This is a genomic window from Ruegeria sp. CF8, assembly GCF_056537285.1.
Window position 1 is genome coordinate 436,148 of record NZ_JBQFRG010000004.1, and the last position, 22,117, is coordinate 458,264.

Below are 22,117 nucleotides of genomic sequence, written 5' to 3' on the forward strand. Positions count from 1 at the left end.
CCGCGAGAGTAGCTGGGTGTCTTCCGGCATGCCCTCGCTTGACAACCGTTACGGGGGTTGCAAGCTCATGGTCTCCACGCCAACCTTCGTCTTTAAATAGCAACTCAATCAAGGTGGCCGCATGCCGGCCACTACAGTCTATCAACTTTCAAGAGTTTCCAATTTATGGCACTGCATGACCACCCCATGTGGCGAAAGCCGCAACATCATCAAGACCTCGACCACGCGCATGAACATGTCCACTGGGCCGAGCTTTTCTATGATCTGATCCATGTCGTGACGATATTCCTGCTGGGCAACTATCTGTCACATCGCCTCGATCTGCATGGGTTTCTTGTGTTCGCCGGGGTCTTTATCACGCTCTGGTACGCGTGGGGTGAGCTCAGTATTTTCAACTCGATCTACGTCAGTACTGATTTCTGGCACCGCCTGATCATGTCGGTGATGATCTGTACGGTGATGTTCATGGCCGCGGCGATCCCGGCCATCGACGGAAAAGGTTGGGTTTTCTTTGCGTTGGGTTTTGCCGCAAACCGGGCCATGATCGCGGCGTTGTATTATCGCGCCAGGCGTGCCAATTCCTCAGGCGAGTCGATGTCAGCGGCGCAGATCTGCAACTTCTCGGCCTTTGCGGTGATCTTTGCCGTCACGGCGTTTCTTCCTGCGCCACTTGCGTATTGGGCATTTGCGGCCGCGATGGTTGCCACGCAGGCGATGTACATGATCCCCGGCGTCACTGTTCTGCGCTTTGAGCGCTTCGTCCCACGCCTTGGCCACATGGCCGAGCGGTTTGCCCTTTTGACACTGATCGTTTTAGGCGAAGGATTCTTTAAACTTGTCGTTACCCTTTCTGAAAAAGGCATCTACAAAGTTTCGCCCGACGTGCTGGTCAACTTCGTCATCGGCGGCGTTTCGATGTTCGTCATGTGTTGGATCTATTTCGACTTTGTCGGCAATGCCAAGCCAAAGGACAAGAGGGTGTCAACTTTAGTCACTTGGTGGCTTTCGCACCTAATCTTGATGTTGTGCGGCGTCATGGTCGGCGTAGCTCTTGCGGCTGAGGTCAAAGTTGGGTTTTGGGAGCCATACCCAACCGAGTATGCCGCCATTGGCTGTTTCGGTCTTGCCGGCTACATCGCCATGCTTTGGGTGCTTCAGAACGTCATCGAACACCGTTTGGCGTCGGATTTCGGGAGCTGGGATGTCCGGGTGTTTGGGATCGTTTTGGCAATCGCCTGTTTCTATATCGTCCCACATGTCCCCTCATTGGTTGGCAATCTGATCTGGGGGACAGCCTTGCTATCGCAAATCGCGATACCCTTGATGCGCGCCTGGACGAAGTTTCGGCATGAGTGAAGCAGTGACGGGTTCGAGCGGTCTTAGAAGACGAGTTTATTGGTGGCTTGAACGCCCGAACCGGGCTGCCACCGGCCCCTGGTTGCTGGAACTGGCGCTGATCGCCCTGATAACGCTGAACGTCGCCGCCGTCATCCTTGAGACGGTCGACTCTATCTATGACCGCTGGGGGTTTGCGCTTAATGTTTTTGAGAGCCTGTCTCTGTTCGTATTCGTTATCGAGTACGCGGGCAGACTCTGGGTTGCGACGGAAAACCCAAATTACAAAACCCGTGCTTCCTGGGCCGTTTCCCCGATTGCTATCATCGACCTACTGGCGATATTGCCAGCGCTGCTTTACCTGTTTTTCCCGGTTGACCTCCGTCTTCTGCGAACCTTCCGTATGTTGCGGCTACTCAAACTCACGCGGTATTCGCCCGCACTGGGCATGTTGCTGGCCGTGTTCGAAGAAGAAGCCGGCGCCTTTTTTGCAGGCTTCTTCATCCTGATGGTGATGCTGATCTTTGCCGCCAGCGGTGCTTGGCTGGCAGAACACGAAGCGCAACCAGAAGCATTCGGCTCGATCCCAGCAGCGATGTGGTGGGCTATGGCGACGCTTACGACTGTTGGCTATGGCGACGTGACCCCGGTAACGGTCGCCGGGAAGGTCTTTGGAGCAGCGATCACAGTGATCGGCATAGGTATGGCCGCATTGCCTGCAGGGATAATCGCAAGCGGTCTAAATGACCAGTTGCACCGCCGACGCGCAAGCCTAGAACGTGAATTTCGAAAAGCCCTAGAAGACGGGGATATCTGTGAGGCAGACGAGGCCGTTATTGACGCCGTTCGCAAGCAGTTGGGCCTGTCGCGCCGCGCTGCTGACCATATACGAAATCGCGTGCATGCTGAAACCGTGCCGCAGGTCGATCGCTGCCCCACCTGTGGCCAACCGACGACCCAAAATACCAAGCCTGTTTATGAAGACTGACTTTTCTGCGAAACAACTTCAATTGACTTGGATCGGGCGTCCGCACCGGGCTCGTTGCTGCCATCGGGGAGGATGCAGCATGTGGGCCTGAGACCCGTTTGCAAGGCCAAGGATCGGCCCAAAGCTGTCGTTGGTCCATGAGTCCGATTGCTGCGCTGCGGCCCGTCAGAGAAGTAATTCGCTGCAGGCGCAATATTTCGAACTGATTTAGAGCACGACGTGCACTTTTTACTATAATATTGGCGGATCTTTTAGCTGAGTTGCCTGATCAATTGTCCACCTGCAGAACTTTCTTGTGTCTACCCTTTCTGCAGCAGCGTTGATTAAATAGAAATAGTCCCGCTCGATTTCCAGGAAGCCTTCCAGCTTGATCAGAGTTCCGTCAGCGAGATACGGGTCGACCAATGGGTTTCCCGCCAAGGCTATACCTTGCCCCGCGATCGCGGCCTGCAGCATGTTGATATAGGTATTCATAGCCACGCCGCTGGACTCGGCTGACAGCACCAGATCATTGGCTTTAAACCAATATGGCCAGCGCGCCCCAGCCCGATAGATACCAGACAAGTGAAGCAAATTCTCTTTCATCAGATCTATGGGTTCTGACAGAGCGGTGCTGGGAGAGTATTTTGGACTCATCACTGGAAAAATGCGCTCGCGCAACAGTGGAGTTACGTTGTCTCCGGTTGGTTTTTCCTTGGAATATCGGATCGCAACATCGACGTTTTCGGCGGCAAGGTCCAGTTTACGATCAGTGACTACAAGGTTCAGTTCAACCTCCGGGAATTGATTGCTGAAATCCACCATACGCGGCATGAGCCAGTAGGTCGCAAAGGCAGTGGTCGTGGTTACTGTCAGTGGGGTATCACCTGACGTCTGTGAGACATTCAGAACGGCGTTCGCAATTTGGTGCAAAGCCGGAGCCACCTCAGCCTCCAGCATTCTGCCCGCCAGAGTCAAAGATACTTTTCTATGGTCCCTAACAAACAAAGTCGCACCAAGCGCTTGTTCTAGCTCGGCAATCTGGCGACTGACCGACACGCGCGTGACACCCAGCTCTTCTGCCGTCCGTGTAAAGTTAGAATTTCTGCATGCCGCTTCAAATGTAATCAGATGTGGCAGCTTTGTAAGAGTTTTGCGCAAGTTTGCCATAACGCAATGGTTAACATTATGGATGGTATTTTGGAACTTCACAACTGTATTCAGATGACAAAAAATTATTCTAAGAGAAGAAACCGGCCAAACAGGCCCTTGTAAATTTCAGGGAGGAAAACATGATAAACTTCTCCAATCTTGCGCGTTCCGCCGCGATGACAACCGTACTTGGACTTCCGGCATTTGCTGCCGATCAACCCGGCGAAGGTGTTGATGTCTCGCCTATCAAAGGTTCGCCCGCCAACGCATGGTTTCAGCACATGGTCGTACAGCAGGGTTTGGAGGCTTTGGGCTACAATGTCGAAGAAACGTTGGAAGCGGATTTCCCGGCTGTACATCTGGCCGTCGCGTCTGGCGACGCCGATTACACCTTCAATCACTGGAAGCCTTTGCATAACGACTTTTTCGACAAATCCGGCGGCGAAAGCACCATGACGCGTGTCAAGGCCGGGATAACCGGGGCGGGCCAAGGGTTCTTTATCGACAAAAAGACCGCCGAAGCCAACGGCATAACCAGCGTCCAACAGTTTTCCGACCCTGCAGTTGCGGCCCTGTTTGATGCCGATGGCGATGGGCGTGCCAACCTGTCGGGCTGCAATCCCGGTTGGGGATGTGAGATCGCGATTGAGGATCATCTGGACAATTTGAACCTGCGCGAAACCGTTCAGCATGATCAAGGAAGCTATTTCGCGATTATGGCGGACACTATTACGCGCTATAACGAGGGCGGCGCCATCCTGTACTACACATGGACGCCGAACTGGATCAGCGACGTCTTGGTCCCCGGTGAAGACGTGGTGCAGATCGGTGTTCAAACCGGCGGTGAAATGGACGCGGGTTTTGCTGTGAACGACGTCTATATCGTCGCGAATAACGAGTTCCTCGAAGATAACCCCGCGGCTGCCAAGTTCTTTGAACTGGTCGACATTCCGATTAGCGCCGTCAACGCGGCGCAAGTGAAATTGCGCGACGGGGAAAACACGCTGGAAGACTTCCAGCGCCACGCCGCAGATTGGATTGCTGAAAACCAAGCGCAATTCGACGGTTGGGTGGCCGAGGCCGCAGCCGCCGCAAACTAACTCTCCCCGAAGACTTTGGGGCGGCTTCCCCGGCCGCCCCAGTTTTTTGAAGGAACAAGACAATGGCTGATGCACAGATCGAATGTCGTGACCTCTGGAAAATCTACGGCAACCGTTCGGACGAAGCTATGAAGGCGGTGCTGGCTGAGGGGCTTTCGAAAGAGGACGTGCGCGACAGATATGGCTGCGTTCTTGGCGTTCGCGATGCGAGTTTCAGCGTCAAGAAGGGCGAAATTTTCTGCATAATGGGGCTGTCAGGATCAGGCAAGTCCACCCTTGTGCGCCATGTCAACAGGCTGATCGAACCGACGTCGGGCCAAATTCATGTGGCAGGTCAGCGTGTGGACACGATGGGCGAAGAGGAGCTTCGCCAATTACGGGCCGAAACAATTGGCATGGTTTTCCAGCATATGGCACTGTGGCCGCATCGAACCTTGGGCGAAAATGTCGGTTTCGGGCTCGAAGTCCGCGGCATTGATTTGCAAACACGGCTAGAGGCGGCAGTCAAAGCGCTTGAAGCCATGGATCTCGGCGGCTGGATCGACCACTACCCCGATCAGCTTTCGGGCGGCATGCAACAACGTGTCGGTCTGGCACGCGCATTGGCAGCCGACCCAGAAATCTTGTTGATGGACGAGCCATTCTCGGCGCTTGATCCTCTGATCCGTCGTCAGTTACAGGACCAGTTTCTGAACCTGTCGGCGCATATGCACAAAACCACGCTGTTCATCACCCATGATCTGGATGAAGCCATCCGGATGGGAGATCACATCGCCATCATGAACGACGGTGAGATCGTTCAGATCGGTACGCCTGAAGAAATCGTGACCAGTCCGAAAGACGATTATGTCGCCGAGTTCGTGAAAGGCATCAGCCGTGTCGCGCTGGTCAGGGCTGAAACCATCATGGAGCCACTGAACGGGCGGGAGACAACGGAAAAGACCGTGCGCGTCGACGCTGAACTGGGTGAGATCATTGATCTGTTCATGGAGGACCAGTCTCCGGTCACCGTTGTCAGCCCGGATCGGGCCTCGGTCGGGCAAATCACCATCAAAGACGCGTTGACCGCACTGCGCGGGTAAGGGGCGAAGCCATGGATATCTGGAATATTTTTGACACCGAATGGGTCCCCGTCGGCACTTGGGTCGAAACCTTCCTGCAATGGGTGGTGACCAATTTTCGGTTCATCTTTCAGGCGATCAAGGTGCCGTTTGAAATTGTTCTGACCGGGTTGGAAGACGCTCTGACCCAGGCCCCTGACCTACTGGTTCTGGCATTGATCATTTTGGTGGCCTGGCAGGCGGGCGGGCGCCGTCTGGGCCTGATCTCGGCGGCCTGCATGCTTGCCATTGGTCTGATGGGTGCATGGGAAGAAAGCATGACCACCCTGTCCATCGTTCTGACATGCGTTGTTTTCTGTTCATTGATCGGCATTCCGCTGGGTGTGTACTCGGCCAAGAATGATCGGTTCTGGACGGTCCTGCAGCCCATGCTTGATCTGATGCAGACGATCCCATCCTTTGTCTATCTGGTGCCCATCGTCATGCTGTTTTCGATCGGCAATGTCTCAGGCGTAATCGTGACCTTCATCTACGCTTTGCCTCCTGTTGTGCGACTGACCAATCTGGGTATCCGGCAGGTTCGCGGCGATATGGTCGAGGCGGCGCGTGCATTTGGTGCCTCGAACCGGCAGACGCTTTACAAGGTCGAATTGCCCTTGGCGATGCCTACAATCATGGCCGGCGTGAACCAGACCATCATGATGGCATTGAGCATGGTTGTGGTGTCTTCGATGATTTCCGTGACTGGTCTGGGCCAGATGGTTCTGCGGGGCATCGGGCGTCTGGACATGGGTCTGGCGACCGTCGGTGGGTTGGGCATCGTATTTCTGGCCATCGTCATTGACCGTGTATCGCAAAGCTTTGGCATTTCGTCGCGTGAGCGTGGTCATAAGAAATGGTACGAAACCGGCCCGGTGGGCTATGTCCGCAACCTGATGGGACGGGGGTGACATGACCGCCTCTCGCCCGAATATCCTTTTCTTTCAGGTCGATCAGCTGACGGCCTCTGCCCTGCGCGCCTACGGAGACATAATCTGCCACACCCCGACCATCGATGATCTGGCCGCGCGTGGCGTCGTGTTCGAGACCGCCTATTGTAACTATCCGCTTTGTGCACCATCCCGCTTTTCGATGGCAACAGGGCAGCTGGCGTCGAAAGTCGGCGCTTATGACAATGCAGCAGAGTTTTCGGCCGAAATCCCGACCTATGCGCATTACCTGCGCGCAGCGGGCTACCAAACGGCCCTGTCCGGCAAGATGCATTTCATCGGCCCTGATCAGTTCCACGGGTTTGAAAAGCGCCTGACTGCAGATCTCTATCCCGGTGATTTCGCATGGGTTCCCAATTGGGAAAACGAAGGCAAACGCGACACCAACGATCCCCGCGCGGTGCGCATCGCCGGAATCTGCGAGAGATCCGTTCAGATTGATTATGATGAAGAGGTCACCTTCAAGGCTATTCAACATATCTTTGATATGGCCAGAGGCGATGACAGCCGTCCCTTCTTCTTGCAGATTTCCTACACCCATCCGCATGAGCCCTATTTATGTCGGAAAGAATTCTGGGATTTGTACGAAGACAAAGACATCCCCATGCCCGCTGTTGGAGCTCTGTCAGAAAACGAACATGACCCTCACTCCGTGCGGCTGCTCAAGGATTTCGGCATGTTGGGTATTCAGTTCAGCGATGAGGACGTGGCCCGCGCCATCCGCGCATACTATGGATCGATCAGCTATATCGATAGCCTAATGTCCCGGATCATGGAGGCCTTGCGGGCAACCGGCGCGGCCCAGAACACCGTGATCATTTTCACCTCGGATCATGGCGAAATGCTGGGTGAACGTGGCATGTGGTTCAAAAAGCATTTTTATGAAAAGGCATTGCGCATTCCGCTGATCATCGCTGGCCCCAACATTGCGCAGCAACGGGTCCAGGAACTGACTTCACTTGTCGATCTTGTCCCGACCTTGAACAGTATCGCAGGGATCGAGGACGCGGTGGAGCCATTGGAAGGTGTGGACCTCTTGTCCTTGATCGACAAAGACAACCCACCACCTGAGCGCGCGGTCTATGCCGAGTATTTGGCCGAGGCGACAAAGGTTCCGATGTTCATGATCCGCCGCGGGAACTTCAAGTTCATCTCCTCGTCCGATGATGGGATCATGCTTTTTGATCTTTTGAATGACCCGAACGAACGCACCAACCTCGCAAATGCCGAGAGCCATCGCGAATTGGTCCACCGATTCACCCAAGAAGTCGCCGAAAAATGGAATGAAGCTGAGTTGATGGAAAGCATCGTTCTCAGCCAAAAGCGACGCGCTCTGGTTCGCAAGGCAATGGGGCAAGGCGTCAAGCAGCGTTGGAACCACGGTGAGTCTGAAACAGACAAAGTCCTATGGTACCGCGGAGAACAGGGCTACAACGAATGGGCTTTCGACTATATCTAACCCCAAACCATTGAGCCACCATTTGTAACGGCGGTCTCGGCCCAAACCTGCCATTGCTCGGGAGGTCGAACCGCTGCGGTGCGGCCCGTCAGACCAGACTTTCGCTGCACCCGCAAAATCAGAGGAGCCGCAAATTCACAGATCGCGGGACAAAGGTCATTGAGTGAATAGCTGCTTTGAGAAAGTCTGGCTTTGAACTTCAATAGACTGCTTTCACGATAGAGCCAAAGAATTTCGAAAACTCATCCGCCATTGTTTAGCGTGAATCTGTAATCGCTTTGAGGAAGGCATCTGGCGCTTCGATCTGGGGCCAATGACCAGCATTTGGAATCGTTGACAATCGAGCGTTTGGCAGAAAGCCGACCAAAGTTTCTGAGGCAGTTATTGGAACGATACCGTCTGTGTCGCCATGAATGATGAGTACGTCTTGGCGGAGTTGCGCTAAGCGCTCAAGTGTAAAGACATCTTCGCCCGCCGCCAGAGACCGTGAAATCGCTTCGATAGCGCCATTCGCATTCGCCGTACGATGTTCATGCAAAAGATGCCGAATTGTTGCGCTGTCCGCGGGAGGATAGGCATAGACCCGACCGAGGTAAGCCCGCATGTCGTTTTCTGATTGCGGGGCAGCGCCTGTTGCAAGCATTTCCGCGCTCATGCCATCCGGAAGCCCTTGAACGAAAGCCGGCGCGAGGAGTACGAGCCGTTCAATGCGATTGGGTTTCTGTTCCGCAGCCAGCAATGCGATCCAGCCACCCATGGAGTTGCCAATCAAAGTCGCGTTTTCAATGTCCAATGCGTCAAGCAACGCGAACAGCTGATCAACATAGGTCTGCCCACGGTAGCTGATGTCAGGTTTCGCAGAACGTCCAAAACCTAGCAAATCAAGCGCAATCACCCGGTGTGACTTTGAGAGCGGACCAACTACTTCGCGCCATCGGCTGAGATCTGCACCCAGCCCGTGGATGAGTACAAGTACCTCGCCAGTGCCTTGGTCTGTGTAGGCAACTTCGTACCCACCAATCGTTCTGGTTTCGATTTGCAACATGGTTTCTGCTCCTGCAACGAGTGTGCTTCCAAGTGCGAGCGCAACTGCCGCGCTCGCCGCAACTAGGGAAGGCTTAATGGTCATGTCTGCCCCCTTCATGCGTGCGCTGGGTCAATCGCGCGCATGGCATCAATGACGGACTGCTCGCCCTCCATGCCCGCCACAGAGTTGTCGAACTCCATACCGATGATCCCGTCGAAGCCCTTTTCGGCAATCTTTCGCATGATCGGGCGGTAGTTGATTTCCCCAACACCTGGCTCAACACGGCCAGGATTGTCGGCAATCTGGAAGTACCCAATCTCATCCCAGGCAAGCTCCAGGTTCTCGATGAGGTCTCCGCCATGGATCTGCTGATGCCAAAAGTCGTAAAGCACTTTGACGCTCGGCATACCGACGGCTCTTGAGATCAGGTATGCATGGCCAATCTCAGTCAGGAATGCGCCTTCCCAGCCTTTATGATTGATCGGCTCAACGGCGAGGATGATGCCTTCTTTTTCCGCCACATCGCCTGCCCATTTCAGATTCTCAATCATATTGGCTGTCTGGTAGTCACGCGGCAGCGACCCATGCGCGGTTCCGGAGAGGGTTGTGACGAATTTTGCACCGACACGGCGTGCCACTTCTGCTGTATCCCGGACCTCCTGCATCAGGCGCTCCCGCTCCTGCAAATCCGGTAGGACAAAAGTGGGTTCGTTGTATTTCATTGTGTTGACGATGACGCCCATTTCCATACCGAGGCGTTCGAGTTCCCGTCCGACACGCCGTTGCACGTTTACATCTCGGATCTTCATCCAATTGTCTTCCATGGCTGTGAAGCCCTGGTCGGCCATGAATTTGATCTGATCGACCGGATCATCGCCTGCGTGGTGGCGGAACATGCCCGCGTCCGGCGACAACAGCCCAAGATGGGGTGCAAACTTCATCGAGAACGTGGTCGTCGACGGGGTTACGGGGTTGGTTTGGGTCTGATCTAGCATTTTGAGGTCCTTTCTTGCGTTCAGTGTTCAAGCCAGTTTTTCAGGCGTGATTTTGCAAATGGCATGGCCACGTAGACCATCGCCGGCACCATCAATGCAGTCAGGATGAGGGTGCGAAGCGGTGTAGCGAGATCGCTGACAAAGGGCTCCAACCCGGTCAGAAGAAGCGTGATCATCGGGTAGACGACGGCCCAGGTCAGCAATGCCAGCTTGTGAATGTTCTGGGTCATTTGTCGTGTTCTCCCTCCAACTCCGATAGCGGCGTCAGGAACTCTATGAAGTTGCCATTGTTGTCCTGAATGAAGATCAGTCGCCGACCAGCGTCAGGGAAACTTGTTGGTGGAACCACCATTTCAACGCCGCGCTCAGTGAGTATTGAAGCAACACCGTCGACATCTGGCGTTAGAAACGCGAGGTGGCCAATTCCGCGGTCAGCAAGCGCTTCACCAAGGTCCCGGGGCGTCTTGCGAACCTGAAAAACGACCGGCGTTTCGACAACTTCGATCAAGAAGTCACCACGCTTCAGGTAGGCCAGCTTGATGCCTGGAAGGTCTGGCACCGTCCATTCGTGGTGAATGTCGAAATCGAGCTTGTCGACATACCAGGAAATCGTATCGTCGTAGTCGCCCGTGGAGATCATTACATGCTCCATGGTGAGCTTGCCTAGGTTGGTTGTGCTTTGTGCTGATGCGGCCATTTTTTTGCTCCTTTATCGAGGCGATTAAGCGAGGTCCCATGCCGACCAGTTCTCTTCGAGATGCTGGATCGACGTCGTTCCGGGGATGACAACGATGTTTGGCGAGCGTTTCAGAAGCCAAGCGATGGCCTCTTTGGGTTCGAGCTTGGCACCCTGACGCATTGGATGCGCGCCGAGCGGCCCGTAAGGGATAAAGGCAATGCCTTTGCTCGCTGTATAGTCGACAAGGTTATCTTCGTCGGCTTCGTCCATATTGAAGCGGTTTTGAATACTTGCGATTGGAGCCACCGAAAGGGCTCTGTCGAGCTGTTCGCGCGATACGTTGGACAGGCCGATATGACCAATACGCCCGTCTGCTTGTGCTTCCGCGAGAGCAGCAACCGAGGTTTCGATGGGTGTTTCTGGGTCAACACGGTGAAGCTGGAACAAATCAATTCGGTCGCGGCGAAGATTGATGAGGGCTCGATCAACCTGATTGAGCAATGCGTCACGGCTTCCGTCGGTTATGATCTTGCTCGGTTCTGGTTTGTCGACGCCGCCTTTCGTGGCCAAGATGACATCCCGACCCTCAAGCGCCTCACCGACAATACGGTCAGCATGTTCTGGCCCGTAGGCCCAGGCGCTGTCGAAGAAGTTCACGCCAAGATCGGCTGCGCGGCGCAGCAGGGCAAGTCCTTGCTCCCACTCGGGATAGGGACCAAAGTTGCTGGGCTGATCTGTAAGACGCATGGCGCCGTAACCGAGGCGGTTCACAACCAGGTCGTTGGCGATATTGAAGGTTCTGTTGGTCATCTGAGTTCTCCTCATGAAAAGTCGTTGCTGTTGAGGAGTAAGATGATTGAAGCCGGGGATACTCTGTAGACAGTTTATAAGGGTATCTGTTATCTGCATTACGCATGAGCAAACCATTAGACCGCCTCGCCCTTCTCGAAACTTTTGTTCGCATTGCGGAGAAAGGCACGATCAGTGGTGCCGCACGTGATCTGGGCATTTCGCAAGGCTCCGCCAGCCGACAATTGAAAGACCTGGAAGAGCGCCTTGGGGTCCAGCTTGCGCGTCGCACGACACATTCATTGGCGTTGACGGAGACCGGGCTTGAGGTGCTTGCCGATGCCCGCGAGTTGATCGCCGGATGGGATACATTACAGGAGCAACATGCGCCCGATACCGAGACCCTAAGGGGTCCGCTAAGGATCGTCGCGCCCGTCGCACTCGGTCAATTGCATCTTGCGGCAGTCGCAGTTGGATTTCAGGCAGCAAATCCCAAAGTCACAGTAAACTGGCATTTGCAGGATGAGCCAATTCGCTTTGCAGAAATTGGATGCGATTGCTGGATCAAGGTTGGACCTGTCCCTGACGACACACTTATCGTGCGTCGTCTAGGGCGGGTTGAAAGGTTGGTTGTCGGCACTCCATCGATTGCGAAACAAATCAAGGGCTCCAGACCGGATGGCGCAAAAGAGCTTCCATTCGTGTCCCTGACGCCGTTTGAAGGGGCAAATGTCGGACTATCTCATTCAGATGGTAAGCAATGCGATCTGAATGTTGCTGCCAAGATGTCGACAAACAACATCATGTCGCTAAAGCACGCAGCGCTATCGGGGCTTGGTGCGGCTGTTTTGCCCAGATGGTTTGTTGCGTCGGAACTTGCGTCAGGCGATCTGATTGATTTACTTCCCCATTGGCGGGCAGCGATGCTCGATGTGAACCTCGCATATCTCCCAGCCCGGCACCAACCGCGCCGGCTTTCTGCATTCATCGACGCGCTTGAAGAGGGTTTTGGCAACATCCCAGGTATTATTGTGTGACGGGCTCAGACGTGTCGGTTTGCCTTGGGTTTCTGACTGCCTCAATAACCACCAACAGTGGCTCAAATTTGTTCCGCGAACTCGGAAAGGGGAAAGGACCCGAGTTTTGTGTTTTTACCGTTCAATCCCTCAGAGTATACCCTTGGGCATTCATCACTGTCTCTTTGTGCCAAAAACGGCGACAGGTTCGGTTAGACCATTTATCTCAACTGAACCAAAGCTTTGTAGTCGATCGATCCCCGGCAGAGCGTCATTGGTCGCGGCATTCAAAAGCATCGCCGCACCGAGCGATTTGCACTTCGCCTCTAACCTAGAGGCTAGATTGACGGGGTCTCCGTACACGGTGAAAGACTGACGGGTGTCGGACCCGATCGTGCCTGTGACGAGCTCTCCGCTTGCGATGCCAATCCGGATTGAAAATCCATGCCTGGCCGCGGTCGCGTGCAAGGCCTCGGCAGTTCTTATCGCAGCGTTCGCAGGCGATTTGACTTTGACCGGTGCGTTAAATGTGACAAGGAATCCGTCGCCAAGATAAGAAATCACGATCCCATTTTCGGCTGAAACATCCTCGGTCGCGCCCGTGAGAAAGACATCGAGACGTCTGATCACTTCGTCCGGGGAATGTTGTGAGGAAAATCTAGTGAACCCAGCAATATCCATCACGAGCGCCGTACCAAACGATTTCTGAGGTTTCAGCGGCGCGTTGTCGTCAATGAGCTTCTTCGCAATTGCTTCCGGCAGGTATTTGCCAAGAAGGTCCGAGACATGTTGTCGCTTTGCGCGCTCCCGACCGCGTTCCAGATCAGCTTCAACTTGCGCGAAGAAGACCGCTCGGCTCCTGAATACAGCAATTGCCAGTATGCATGTCGCGAAAAGTAGCATTCCGGATTCTTCGATGCGATTGCCACGGCCTATGAAGTCAATTGAAAGAAACACAGTCTCGTAGGTTTCGCGGGTGGCCATCGCAGACATATCTGCCCATGACAACGTCCGTTCCATCGGCAACGTGACCCAAATGAATGCCGCCCACCATCCAAGCACGCAAAGGCCGCCAGTCCAGAGCACAAGACGCCAGGAGAGGCTGAGGCACGACAATGCTACAATCGGAAAGAGGTAGTATATTCCATAAGCGCGGAACGCGATGATCTGTGGCACGTCGTCGGCCCTGCTGATGGGTACGAGCGCAAAAAGTGAACAGATCGCCAGTGAATCCAGTGCGTAAACGGTATATTTGATCCACGGCCTGTCATAGCTGGTGCCAATCAACACGAGATGGGTGACACCAATTGCAGTGAACGCGAACAACGCGAAAGTCGTGACTGGGCGCGTACTGAATTCAGGAAACAACAGTGTTGACCCCAAGTACCAGAAAAACGCTGCAGCGGTAATGAAGGTGCGACAGGCAATCGCCAGGCGTAGTCCGCGCTGTTCGGCCTTTGTGAGTCTTCTTTCGGCCTCCATTGCGAATTTTTGCGCGTCGATTTCGGTCAAATCTGGCTCCGCCGAATGGGAATTAAGTCAAACACTGCCATCGCAAGTCGAAGAGGCTTTTGCTTCCAATTTGAACGATATCAAAGTGTATCGTGATTGACATTCATACCTTCCTGACCAACGAGCGAAAAAACGCGGATGAAGCGCACCCATTTTTGACCCAAACCCCTCTGAGGACCAAAACAACCTAGCAATAAAGACCCGACTGGAGACCGCATTGACAAAGAAAATCCCTGTTTGGTTGTAACCGGGCTAGCCTAGGCAGGACAGCGAAGTAGCTCTTATGCGGATAAAACCATTCAGTTTTGCAGGTATTCCCAAGCTTGGGATATGACAACTGACCCTTCACCCACCGCAGAGGCAACGCGCTTGACCGACCCTGCGCGCACATCGCCCACGGCAAAAATCCCGGCACAAGACGTTGCTAATGATGATACGGCCTTGGCGTCGTTGCCAGTAACCACAAAACCGCGTGCGTCCAGCTGGCAGCTCTGCGACAGCCATTCGGTGTTAGGCGCGGCGCCAACCATAATAAAGGCGGCGCTGCAGTCGAGTGGCCAGTCTGATCCGTCACGCTCAATAATGACACTGGACATGGCTTCGTCCCCGAGGAGTGTCTTTAGCTGGGACTTGTAGTGGATGGTGACCGCCGGATCCGCCTCTAACCTTGATAACAGGTAGTCTGACATCGACGCAGCCAAGCTGTCTCCTCGTACCAGAATATGGACATGTTTAGCTGATCGCGACAGGTACATCGCTGCTTGCCCAGCAGAGTTGCCTCCCCCAACCACGACCACATCTGTATCCTTGCAATAGCGCGCTTCCATTTCAGTCGCGGCATAGTAGATGCCCAAACCCTCAAAGTCCTTCAGCCTGTCCAGAGGCAGGCGCCTGTACTGGACGCCTGTGGCAACTACGACCGAGCGTGCCCTTAACTTTTGTCCATCATCCAGCGTTACACAAAACACGCCATCGGATTGACGTTGCAGTTGACTAGCCTGTTTTGGGCGAACAAATCGGGTGCCAAACTTCATGGCTTGGACTTCCCCTCGCCATACAAGGTCGGCGCCCGATATGCCTGTCGGAAAACCCATGTAATTCTCGATCCGGCTGGATGTCCCAGCCTGCCCCCCAACCGCGAGGTCTTCCACAACAATCGCAGACAGCCCTTCCGCACCAGCGTAGACCGCAGCCGCGACCCCGGCCGGACCACCTCCAACAATCAATACATCTATGACCTCTCGGCAATCGTAAGACTGTTCAAGCCCGAGCAATCGGGCGACCTTGGCTGGGGTCGGGTTATCAACTACCAGGCTGTCGCCAAAGATTACCGCCGGCTGATGACCTGTCAGGTGACACGCCTGCGCGACCTCACATGCATTCTCAGAACCTAGATCCAACGTTTGGAAAGGGATCTTGTTCCGGATAGCAAACTCTTCGATTTGACGGATGTTGCGATCCAGGTCAGCGCCAATCAGTTTCAGAGAACTGTCGTTGTCTTCGATTTGACGTCGGCGACGTGCTGAAAAAACAGTGATGACGATATCTGACATCTCTGGAATGCGCGACATTGCGTCCAGCATCTTCTCGCGCGGCACAGAAATAGCACGCGTGTTCTCTCTGGCACGCATCGGCAGCGAATAGACCCCACCGCTGAGAAACGCGATCTCTCCCAGAAACTGCGTCGGCCCAAGGGACGTCGGTAGATAAGCCTCTCGCGTTTGTGGATCAATTACCTCAACACGACCGGCAACAATGTAGATGAACTTATCCATCGGATCGCCAACCTCAGCGATCATTTGGCCTGCTACAAAACTTACTTCAGTGCCTAACGCTTTCAAGGTTTCGACATGGCTCTGATGCAAAGGCGTTCGTGTCATTTCGCGAAGGTTGGCAGCAAGGCTCTCCATGTGCAGTTCTCCTGACGTTCAGCGCTGTTACAAGACCTAGCGGCTATTTCGAGATTTTCACCCATTCATTCGGCACTGAGGCTTCCGCCTTAGACCTGCCGACGTTTCGCATGCTGCTTCCCGTGCAGTGAGCCATGCAATGCATCGGTCACTGCACCATTGGCTTACGTCGTGGCTTGCCGCATCGGGAATACCGTGCGCATGGCCACATAGAAAACAGGTGTGAAAAACAGCCCAAGCAGAGTTACGCCCGACATGCCAAAAAACACTGCCGTTCCAAGTGCTTGTCGCATCTCTGAACCGGGACCGACTGCGATCATCAAGGGCACAACGCCGAGTATAAACGCGAATGCAGTCATCAGTATTGGCCGCAAGCGCAATTGGCTGGCTTCGACAGCGGCATCAATAGCTGACAACCCACGTTCTTCCTGCGCTTGTTTGGCGAACTCCACGATAAGAATGGCATTCTTTGCGGCAAGCCCCACAAGAACAATCAATCCAACTTGCGTCAGAATATTATTGTCCATCCCTCGGAACATCACGCCCAGCATCGCGCCCAGAACCGCAAGAGGAACGATCAGGATAATGACCATCGGAAGCGTCCAGCTTTCGTAGAGCGCCGCGAGAAACAGGAAGGCAAACAGCACTGAAAATGCAAAGATGTATGCTGCCGTGTTGCCCTGATTTCGTTCCTGCAAAGCAAGCTCGGTCCATTCAAAATCCAACCCAGGCGGCATGACGGTTTCTGCGAGTGCTTCCATCTCCAGCAATGCCTGCCCCGTTGACACGCCGGGTGCTGGCGACCCCTGAACCGGTACAGAAACCTGTTGATTGTAACGCTGAACCAAGGCGGGGCCTGCAGTTTCGCGGACAGTAACCAAGGTGCCCAACGGAACCAAAGCACCTGTTGCGGAACGGACTCGTAGACTTCGAATATCACTCTGGTTCAGACGGAACGGCTCATCCGCCTGCGCGCGCACCTGGAAAAGACGCCCGAAAGCATTGAAGTCGTTCACATAGGCAGACCCAAGGTTGATCGAGAGTGCCTCGAATATTTCGCCAATCGGGACGTTGAGCATTTGCGCCCGAACGCGATTGATCTCAAGGTACAGCTGCGGTGACCCAGACGAAAAGGTCGTGAACACGCCCTGAACCTTGTCCGACTGGCTGGCACTGCCCATGACTGCATAGGCAGATTGCAACACGCGGGACATGTCTGCGCTTTCAAGTTCCTGAAGCTGAAGCTTGAAACCGCCACCCGTGCCAACCCCGCGGACCGCCGGAGGTGCAATGGCGATGATAAAGGCTTCGCGCAGAGCCTGCATCCGGCCAAAAAGCTGGCCCACAATGGCACCTGCAGTCAGCCCGTTTTCCTGGCGGCTTTCAAAGCTCTCGAAGGTAGTGAAAATCACACCTTGATTGCTTGCATTGGTAAAAGTCGCCCCGGAAAAGCCCGCAAATGCCACGGCGTTCGTAACCCCGGGCGTTTCCAATGCTATCTCAGTCGCTTGCTTGATGATATCGTCGGTCCGGTCCAGTGCCGCACCGTCCGGCAATTGCACGACAACGATGGCGTATCCTTGGTCCATTTCCGGGATGAACCCGGTCGGCACTTTTGTCGTGATCCAGTATGTTCCGCCCATCAATCCGGCAAAGACCAGCAGTACGATGCTGCGGATCCCTGTTGAACCGGACAATGCGCGTACGGTCCGACCATAGGCGGACGCCATCGCGTCAAATCCCCTGTTGAACCCGTTGCTGAGTGGGTCTGTGACAAAGGCCAGCGGGTTTCGTGTTGATGCGCTCGAGTTTGGCTTCAAGATCACGGCGGCCATCGCTGGCGAAAGGCTAAGTGAATTGATGGTCGAAATAACTGTTGCGACGGAAATCGTTACAGCAAATTGTCTGTAGAATTGGCCGGTAATGCCGGGAACCAGAGCGGCTGGCACAAAGACAGCTATCAGAACCAGTGTCGTCCCGATGATCGCGTTTTGGACTTCGTCCATGGTGCGGGCGGACGCATCCTTCGGAGACATGCCGTTTTTGATGTTTCGCTCAACGTTTTCAACCACAACGATGGCATCGTCCACGACGATTCCGATAGCCAGAATGAGCCCGAACAGCGTCAGCAAATTCAGCGAGTATCCAAGCGCCAGCATCACGGCAAATGTCCCGATAAGTGACACAGGAATAGCGATCAACGGTATGATGGCCGTTCGCCAGCTCTGAAGAAAAACAACGATCACAACAACAACCAGCAATACCGCTTCGAACAAAGTTCGATAAACCGCGTTCACCGAGGCTTCGATGAACTCTGTAGGGTTGTAGACCACCTGATACTCAAGCCCGGACGGGAAATCTTGTGACAGTTCTTCGACAACCGCCAAAATCTCATCCGCCGACGCCAATGCGTTCGAGCCCGGTCGCTGGAAAATGCCAAGGGCCACGGCCGGTTTGTTGTTCAAGTACGAGTTGGTCACGTAGGAGCGTGCTCCAATTTCAACCCGCGCCACATCCCTGACCCGTACAACGCGCCCGTCGTCAGTCGACTTAACGATGACGCGACCAAACTGGCGTGGATCTTCCAATCGGCCTTGCGTTGTGAGCGTTACTTGAAAGGCGCTGTCGGTCGCATTGGGCGGTGATCCCAAGGAACCGCCCGAAACCTGAACGTTTTGTTCGCGCAGCGCTGCGACGACATCGCCTGACGTCAGCCCTAGCGAGCCAAGCCGGTCCGGGTCCAACCACACGCGTGCCGAGAATTCCCGTTCACCGAAAATAATGAGATCGCCAACGCCATCAAGGCGCACGAGGCGATCTCTGACACGCGAACGGGCGTAGTTGGATACATAAAGCTGGTCAAAGGTCTCATCGGGCGAGAGCATATGGATGACCATCATAAGATCGGGTGAAGACTTGTTCGTCGTGACGCCGAGCGCCCTGACCTCCTGCGGAAGGCGCGGTTCAGCGATAGAAACGCGGTTTTGGACAAGAACCTGGGCAGCGTCGAGATTGGTGCCTAGTTCAAACGTAATCGTCAGCGACATAGACCCGTCAGCCGTCGAATATGACGACATGTAGAGCATGCCCTCAACACCGTTGATTTCTTGCTCCAACGGGGTCGCGACCGTGGCAGCAATTGTTTCAGCGTCTGCTCCGGGGTAACTTGCCCTGACCACAATCGATGGCGGGGCGATTTCCGGGTACTGCTCAACGGGTAATTCGAAATACGCGAGCAACCCAACGATAGTTGTCACAACCGCGACAACGATCGCAAAGATGGGTCGAGTGACAAAAAACCGCCCCATATCAGTTTTCTGCGACCAACGGTAGCTCGATCATTTCCGCAGCAACGACGGTGCCCGGACGGGCGCGCACAAGACCTTCGATGACCAGCGTCTCCGACCCATCCAAACCTTCACGCACGACCCTGTAGCCGTCTATTCTGGGGCCCGGTCGGATTTCCTTTGGTATGACGTTGCCTTCAGCATCCACTGTCATCACCAGTCTTCGGTTTTGATCGGAAGCAATCGCTTCATCCGGGATCAGAATGCCCTCATAGGGAAGCGATCCCGGAACGTTGACGCGTCCGAACAGACCGGGTGTCAAAAGCTCATCCGGGTTGCGCAGAACTGCGCGTACGCGCATTGTGCCGGTTTCATCATCAATGCGGTTTTCCGAGAAATCCAGTATTCCGTTCTGAGGCGGTATGCTTCGGTCAGCCACTGTTACCTGTACTTGAAGATTGTCCGCGCCTTCTTGCAGAACGGATCCGCGGGCACGCGCGTCCCGCGCGTATGCCAGAAAATAGCGTTCATCTATGTCGAAATAGAAATAAATCGGGTCGGTCGAGACGATCGATGTCAAAAGGGTGTCTTGAGCTATGATCAGGTTTCCAGGATCAACCCGGGCTTGGTCGATACGTCCTGACATTGGTGCTCGGATTTCCGAGTACTCCAGATCAAGCTCGGCCAACTCCAGTGCGGCGCGCGCTTGTTCCAGAGCACCTTGCGCCGCAAGAAAAGCTTCGCGACGTTGGTCCACCACGCTCTCCGCGATGTTGCCATTTCTGATCAAAGCCTCGGCGCGTTCAAGCTGATCAGTCGTAAAGGCGCTTGTTGCTTCGGCAATGCTGATCTGTGCCCGTGCTTGCCTCAATGCAGTGCGAAACTGACGCTGGTCGATCGTAAAGAGCAAATCGCCCTGTTCGACGAGTGTTCCGTCCTTGAAATGCACCTGATCCAGAAAACCTGAAACCCGCGCTCGGACGTCCACGTCAGCCGCGGCGCCGAAGCGACCGACAAATTCATCATCTTCGACTATGGATTTCACAACCGGTTTTGCCACCGTCACGGGTGGAGGACCCTGCTGAGCCACAAGAGCGCCGGAGAGGGCGATCAAAAGAACAGTGGCGATGTGAAAAACCCTGATGATCATTTTCATGCCCCCGCGATTGACAATGACTTTAGGTCAAATCCTCCATCGAACACTTTAGAATGTTCTAGCACAAAGGATCTAGTTGATTTGATGTTAGTGATCATTCTGCTCCATTTCTGGACCACATGCAGCGAAATACGACTAATTTATTAGCAATAAGTGATGTTTAGGTTCGGCCCAGAGCCGACTTTGAGCACAGCAACCGAATTCTGCGTCTGCAGCCCGTTTAGCGGCCATTCGCTGCATGTGCAAATTTTGGCGCTGCTCAAACTAACGGATCGTGCGACGGAGCGGGCATTCAAACCGCTTCTGCGGATGTCCGAATGTTCTCGCATGGCAAACACGTTTTTGGGCAGAGCAGGCACTAAAACCGATTTGAGCTCAGAGTATCTTTGGGGATTGGCCCTTCACTTTACCGCTTCGTGGCAATCAGAGCAAAAGCAAGATCTCCTACTCTCCAGGGAGCGCCGGTGACGACCTCGACAGGTGACGACACATCGGGAAATCCAGCCTCGAAAAGCTCTGCCGCAAGTTCATGTGGTTCGGTGGCCTGCATCCAGACATTGACGATGCGGGTGCGGCCACCGTCCTCGGTTATGACGAACCTGTTCAAATTGGTTTTCGCCTCTGGATAGGAGAAGGTGATTTGTTCCTCAGTGTGAGGAACAGCCGCCCAGAAACCGCCCTCGGAATGACGGCGCGTCACTGTCTCTTCCTTTGGGTTAAATGCGACCGGAGATAGGTTGTCGACTATGAAACTGCCTCCTTCCGGCAGGGCGTCATAGACCTTGCGCAAGAAGCCTTTACGCTGCGCAGGCGACATGGCACCAATGTCAGCGTAGATTAGCGTGATCAAGTCAGCTTCCGGGATCGGGTCTGTGTGGTAATTTCCAATCTGGAAAGTCGCCTCCGGGACGTTTTCACGAGCGTAAGCGATTGAATGTTTGTTCAGGTCCATGCCGGTGACGATAGCGCCGGCTTCAGCAAAGCGCTTGGCATAAAGCCCTGGACCACAGCCCAGATCAGTGACCCGGAGACCGCTCAAAGGAATGGCTTTGATGATCCATGCAACTGTGCTCGCGCGTTGTTCCGAACGCCGGGATGCGAGGTCGTGGCTATCGTCAAGATGGAACTCAATCATGTTTCGGGAAACATGCGGATCGTTCCAAAGTTCGCCCGTGTCGACCGAGGCATGTAGCTCGGGCTTGATGTGGTATTGTCGTGCGTTTTTCATCTTCATTCTAATTTTGGTGTTCGAGAAAAGAGCTCGGATGTCTGGGAGTTGCGGCCCTTCGTAATGGTCTGAAGGCCAGGAGAGATCTGTGGCTCGCCCAAACTGCGTGACTGGGGCACTGCCGACTGATGACACGAGCGAGCGCGAGAACCGCGACGAGGCCGACGGCAGCAAAACCGCTGGTCCAGATAGCGTCTTGCCACGGAGTCGTGCCGGTCGGCCAAAGAACGAAGAGCCATCCGGTATGGCTGGCAAGGACCACGGCAGCGAGAGCGGTGTTTCCGGTCTTTTTGTAGACCCAGACAATCAGGACCCTCATCACGATGATCGCCAGAAGCCAGGCGGTAACAAAATACGGCACGAACAGGAGCCCGATCCTGGCGCCTTGTCCGCGAAAACGAGACGGCTCCTAGTGACCGCGATGTAGCCCGCCGCGACAAGCCCGAACGCCAGCT

18 protein-coding genes are annotated in these 22,117 nt (G+C 54.5%); 7 read left to right on the forward strand and 11 right to left on the reverse strand.

The annotated features are described in order from the left end of the window. The first annotated feature begins 165 nt into the window (after positions 1-165). Positions 166-1,356 carry a low temperature requirement protein A gene (locus ACR0EV_RS12295; protein ID WP_480800351.1) on the forward strand — a complete coding sequence of 397 codons (1,191 nt, stop codon included), beginning with the start codon at positions 166-168 and terminating at the stop codon, positions 1,354-1,356. Continuing rightward, a complete protein-coding gene (locus tag ACR0EV_RS12300; RefSeq protein ID WP_480800352.1) occupies positions 1,349-2,323 on the forward strand; it encodes an ion transporter in 975 nt (324 codons plus the stop codon). The genes ACR0EV_RS12295 and ACR0EV_RS12300 overlap by 8 nt, the downstream gene beginning before the upstream one ends. A 231-nt stretch (positions 2,324-2,554) precedes the next feature. Here the strand turns inward: ACR0EV_RS12300 and ACR0EV_RS12305 are convergent, their stop codons facing one another. Next, positions 2,555-3,514 carry a LysR substrate-binding domain-containing protein gene (locus ACR0EV_RS12305; protein ID WP_480800353.1) on the reverse strand — a complete coding sequence of 320 codons (960 nt, stop codon included), beginning with the start codon at positions 3,512-3,514 and terminating at the stop codon, positions 2,555-2,557. An 80-nt stretch (positions 3,515-3,594) separates the two neighbouring features. Here ACR0EV_RS12305 and proX point away from each other — a divergent pair, with 80 nt between their 5' ends. The 4 genes from proX (at position 3,595) to betC (ending at position 8,063) form a co-directional block, all read left to right on the forward strand. After that, positions 3,595-4,554, forward strand: a complete 960-nt coding sequence (gene proX, locus ACR0EV_RS12310; RefSeq protein WP_480800354.1) for a glycine betaine/L-proline ABC transporter substrate-binding protein ProX — start codon at positions 3,595-3,597, stop codon at positions 4,552-4,554. Between the two features lie 62 nt (positions 4,555-4,616). Next, complete coding sequence (locus ACR0EV_RS12315) at positions 4,617-5,636, forward strand: quaternary amine ABC transporter ATP-binding protein (protein ID WP_480800355.1); 1,020 nt, start codon at positions 4,617-4,619, stop codon at positions 5,634-5,636. An 11-nt stretch (positions 5,637-5,647) separates the two neighbouring features. Then, on the forward strand, positions 5,648-6,565 hold the full coding sequence (locus ACR0EV_RS12320) for an ABC transporter permease (RefSeq protein WP_480800356.1): 918 nt from the start codon (positions 5,648-5,650) through the stop codon (positions 6,563-6,565). A gap of 1 nt (position 6,566) precedes the next feature. Next, positions 6,567-8,063 carry a choline-sulfatase gene (gene betC / locus ACR0EV_RS12325; protein ID WP_480800357.1) on the forward strand — a complete coding sequence of 499 codons (1,497 nt, stop codon included), beginning with the start codon at positions 6,567-6,569 and terminating at the stop codon, positions 8,061-8,063. Positions 8,064-8,319: 256 nt separating this feature from the next. Here betC and ACR0EV_RS12330 read toward each other — a convergent pair whose 3' ends face one another. From ACR0EV_RS12330 to ACR0EV_RS12350, 5 genes are read right to left on the reverse strand one after another with little or no spacing between them, the layout of a single operon-like run. After that, entirely contained in the window at positions 8,320-9,192 is an 873-nt protein-coding gene (locus ACR0EV_RS12330; protein WP_480800358.1) for an alpha/beta fold hydrolase, read from the reverse strand. Between the two features lie 11 nt (positions 9,193-9,203). Continuing rightward, on the reverse strand, positions 9,204-10,085 hold the full coding sequence (locus ACR0EV_RS12335) for a hydroxypyruvate isomerase family protein (RefSeq protein WP_480800359.1): 882 nt from the start codon (positions 10,083-10,085) through the stop codon (positions 9,204-9,206). A gap of 20 nt (positions 10,086-10,105) precedes the next feature. Beyond that, the gene (locus ACR0EV_RS12340; protein WP_306199379.1) at positions 10,106-10,315 is read right to left on the reverse strand and encodes a putative antibiotic biosynthesis monooxygenase; all 210 of its coding nucleotides are present in this window, start codon (positions 10,313-10,315) and stop codon (positions 10,106-10,108) included. Beyond that, positions 10,312-10,782 (reverse strand): VOC family protein, encoded by a 471-nt coding sequence (locus ACR0EV_RS12345; RefSeq protein ID WP_480800360.1) that lies wholly within the window; start codon positions 10,780-10,782, stop codon positions 10,312-10,314. Before ACR0EV_RS12345 ends, ACR0EV_RS12340 begins: the two co-directional genes overlap by 4 nt. 24 nt (positions 10,783-10,806) lie before the next feature. Further along, a complete protein-coding gene (locus ACR0EV_RS12350) occupies positions 10,807-11,574 on the reverse strand; it encodes an aldo/keto reductase (protein WP_480800361.1) in 768 nt (255 codons plus the stop codon). 104 nt (positions 11,575-11,678) lie between these two features. Here ACR0EV_RS12350 and ACR0EV_RS12355 point away from each other — a divergent pair, with 104 nt between their 5' ends. After that, positions 11,679-12,590 carry a LysR family transcriptional regulator gene (locus ACR0EV_RS12355; protein ID WP_480800362.1) on the forward strand — a complete coding sequence of 304 codons (912 nt, stop codon included), beginning with the start codon at positions 11,679-11,681 and terminating at the stop codon, positions 12,588-12,590. A gap of 153 nt (positions 12,591-12,743) precedes the next feature. Here ACR0EV_RS12355 and ACR0EV_RS12360 read toward each other — a convergent pair whose 3' ends face one another. The 5 genes from ACR0EV_RS12360 to ACR0EV_RS12380 all read right to left on the reverse strand — a co-directional run bounded on the left by ACR0EV_RS12360 (position 12,744) and on the right by ACR0EV_RS12380 (position 21,662). Beyond that, on the reverse strand, positions 12,744-14,081 hold the full coding sequence (locus tag ACR0EV_RS12360; RefSeq protein ID WP_480800363.1) for an adenylate/guanylate cyclase domain-containing protein: 1,338 nt from the start codon (positions 14,079-14,081) through the stop codon (positions 12,744-12,746). Positions 14,082-14,380: 299 nt separating this feature from the next. Beyond that, positions 14,381-15,991 (reverse strand): FAD-dependent oxidoreductase, encoded by a 1,611-nt coding sequence (locus ACR0EV_RS12365; RefSeq protein ID WP_480800364.1) that lies wholly within the window; start codon positions 15,989-15,991, stop codon positions 14,381-14,383. Positions 15,992-16,155: 164 nt separating this feature from the next. After that, positions 16,156-19,299, reverse strand: a complete 3,144-nt coding sequence (locus tag ACR0EV_RS12370) for an efflux RND transporter permease subunit (protein ID WP_480800365.1) — start codon at positions 19,297-19,299, stop codon at positions 16,156-16,158. A gap of 1 nt (position 19,300) precedes the next feature. Then, positions 19,301-20,428 carry an efflux RND transporter periplasmic adaptor subunit gene (locus ACR0EV_RS12375; protein WP_480800366.1) on the reverse strand — a complete coding sequence of 376 codons (1,128 nt, stop codon included), beginning with the start codon at positions 20,426-20,428 and terminating at the stop codon, positions 19,301-19,303. A gap of 412 nt (positions 20,429-20,840) precedes the next feature. Next, on the reverse strand, positions 20,841-21,662 hold the full coding sequence (locus tag ACR0EV_RS12380; protein ID WP_480800367.1) for a class I SAM-dependent methyltransferase: 822 nt from the start codon (positions 21,660-21,662) through the stop codon (positions 20,841-20,843). Positions 21,663-22,117 lie beyond the last annotated feature (455 nt).

Excerpts from the sequence above, each read along its gene's own strand:
- ACR0EV_RS12295 (WP_480800351.1), top strand. The coding sequence starts at position 166 with ATGGCACTGCATGACCACCCCATGTGGCGAAAGCCGCAACATCATCAA.
- ACR0EV_RS12300 (WP_480800352.1), top strand. The coding sequence starts at position 1,349 with ATGAGTGAAGCAGTGACGGGTTCGAGCGGTCTTAGAAGACGAGTTTAT.
- proX (WP_480800354.1), top strand. The coding sequence starts at position 3,595 with ATGATAAACTTCTCCAATCTTGCGCGTTCCGCCGCGATGACAACCGTA.
- ACR0EV_RS12315 (WP_480800355.1), top strand. The coding sequence starts at position 4,617 with ATGGCTGATGCACAGATCGAATGTCGTGACCTCTGGAAAATCTACGGC.
- ACR0EV_RS12320 (WP_480800356.1), top strand. The coding sequence starts at position 5,648 with ATGGATATCTGGAATATTTTTGACACCGAATGGGTCCCCGTCGGCACT.
- betC (WP_480800357.1), top strand. The coding sequence starts at position 6,567 with ATGACCGCCTCTCGCCCGAATATCCTTTTCTTTCAGGTCGATCAGCTG.
- ACR0EV_RS12330 (WP_480800358.1), bottom strand. The coding sequence starts at position 9,192 with ATGACCATTAAGCCTTCCCTAGTTGCGGCGAGCGCGGCAGTTGCGCTC.
- ACR0EV_RS12335 (WP_480800359.1), bottom strand. The coding sequence starts at position 10,085 with ATGCTAGATCAGACCCAAACCAACCCCGTAACCCCGTCGACGACCACG.
- ACR0EV_RS12340 (WP_306199379.1), bottom strand. The coding sequence starts at position 10,315 with ATGACCCAGAACATTCACAAGCTGGCATTGCTGACCTGGGCCGTCGTC.
- ACR0EV_RS12345 (WP_480800360.1), bottom strand. The coding sequence starts at position 10,782 with ATGGCCGCATCAGCACAAAGCACAACCAACCTAGGCAAGCTCACCATG.
- ACR0EV_RS12350 (WP_480800361.1), bottom strand. The coding sequence starts at position 11,574 with ATGACCAACAGAACCTTCAATATCGCCAACGACCTGGTTGTGAACCGC.
- ACR0EV_RS12355 (WP_480800362.1), top strand. The coding sequence starts at position 11,679 with ATGAGCAAACCATTAGACCGCCTCGCCCTTCTCGAAACTTTTGTTCGC.
- ACR0EV_RS12365 (WP_480800364.1), bottom strand. The coding sequence starts at position 15,991 with ATGGAGAGCCTTGCTGCCAACCTTCGCGAAATGACACGAACGCCTTTG.
- ACR0EV_RS12370 (WP_480800365.1), bottom strand. The coding sequence starts at position 19,299 with ATGGGGCGGTTTTTTGTCACTCGACCCATCTTTGCGATCGTTGTCGCG.
- ACR0EV_RS12375 (WP_480800366.1), bottom strand. The coding sequence starts at position 20,428 with ATGATCATCAGGGTTTTTCACATCGCCACTGTTCTTTTGATCGCCCTC.
- ACR0EV_RS12380 (WP_480800367.1), bottom strand. The coding sequence starts at position 21,662 with ATGAAAAACGCACGACAATACCACATCAAGCCCGAGCTACATGCCTCG.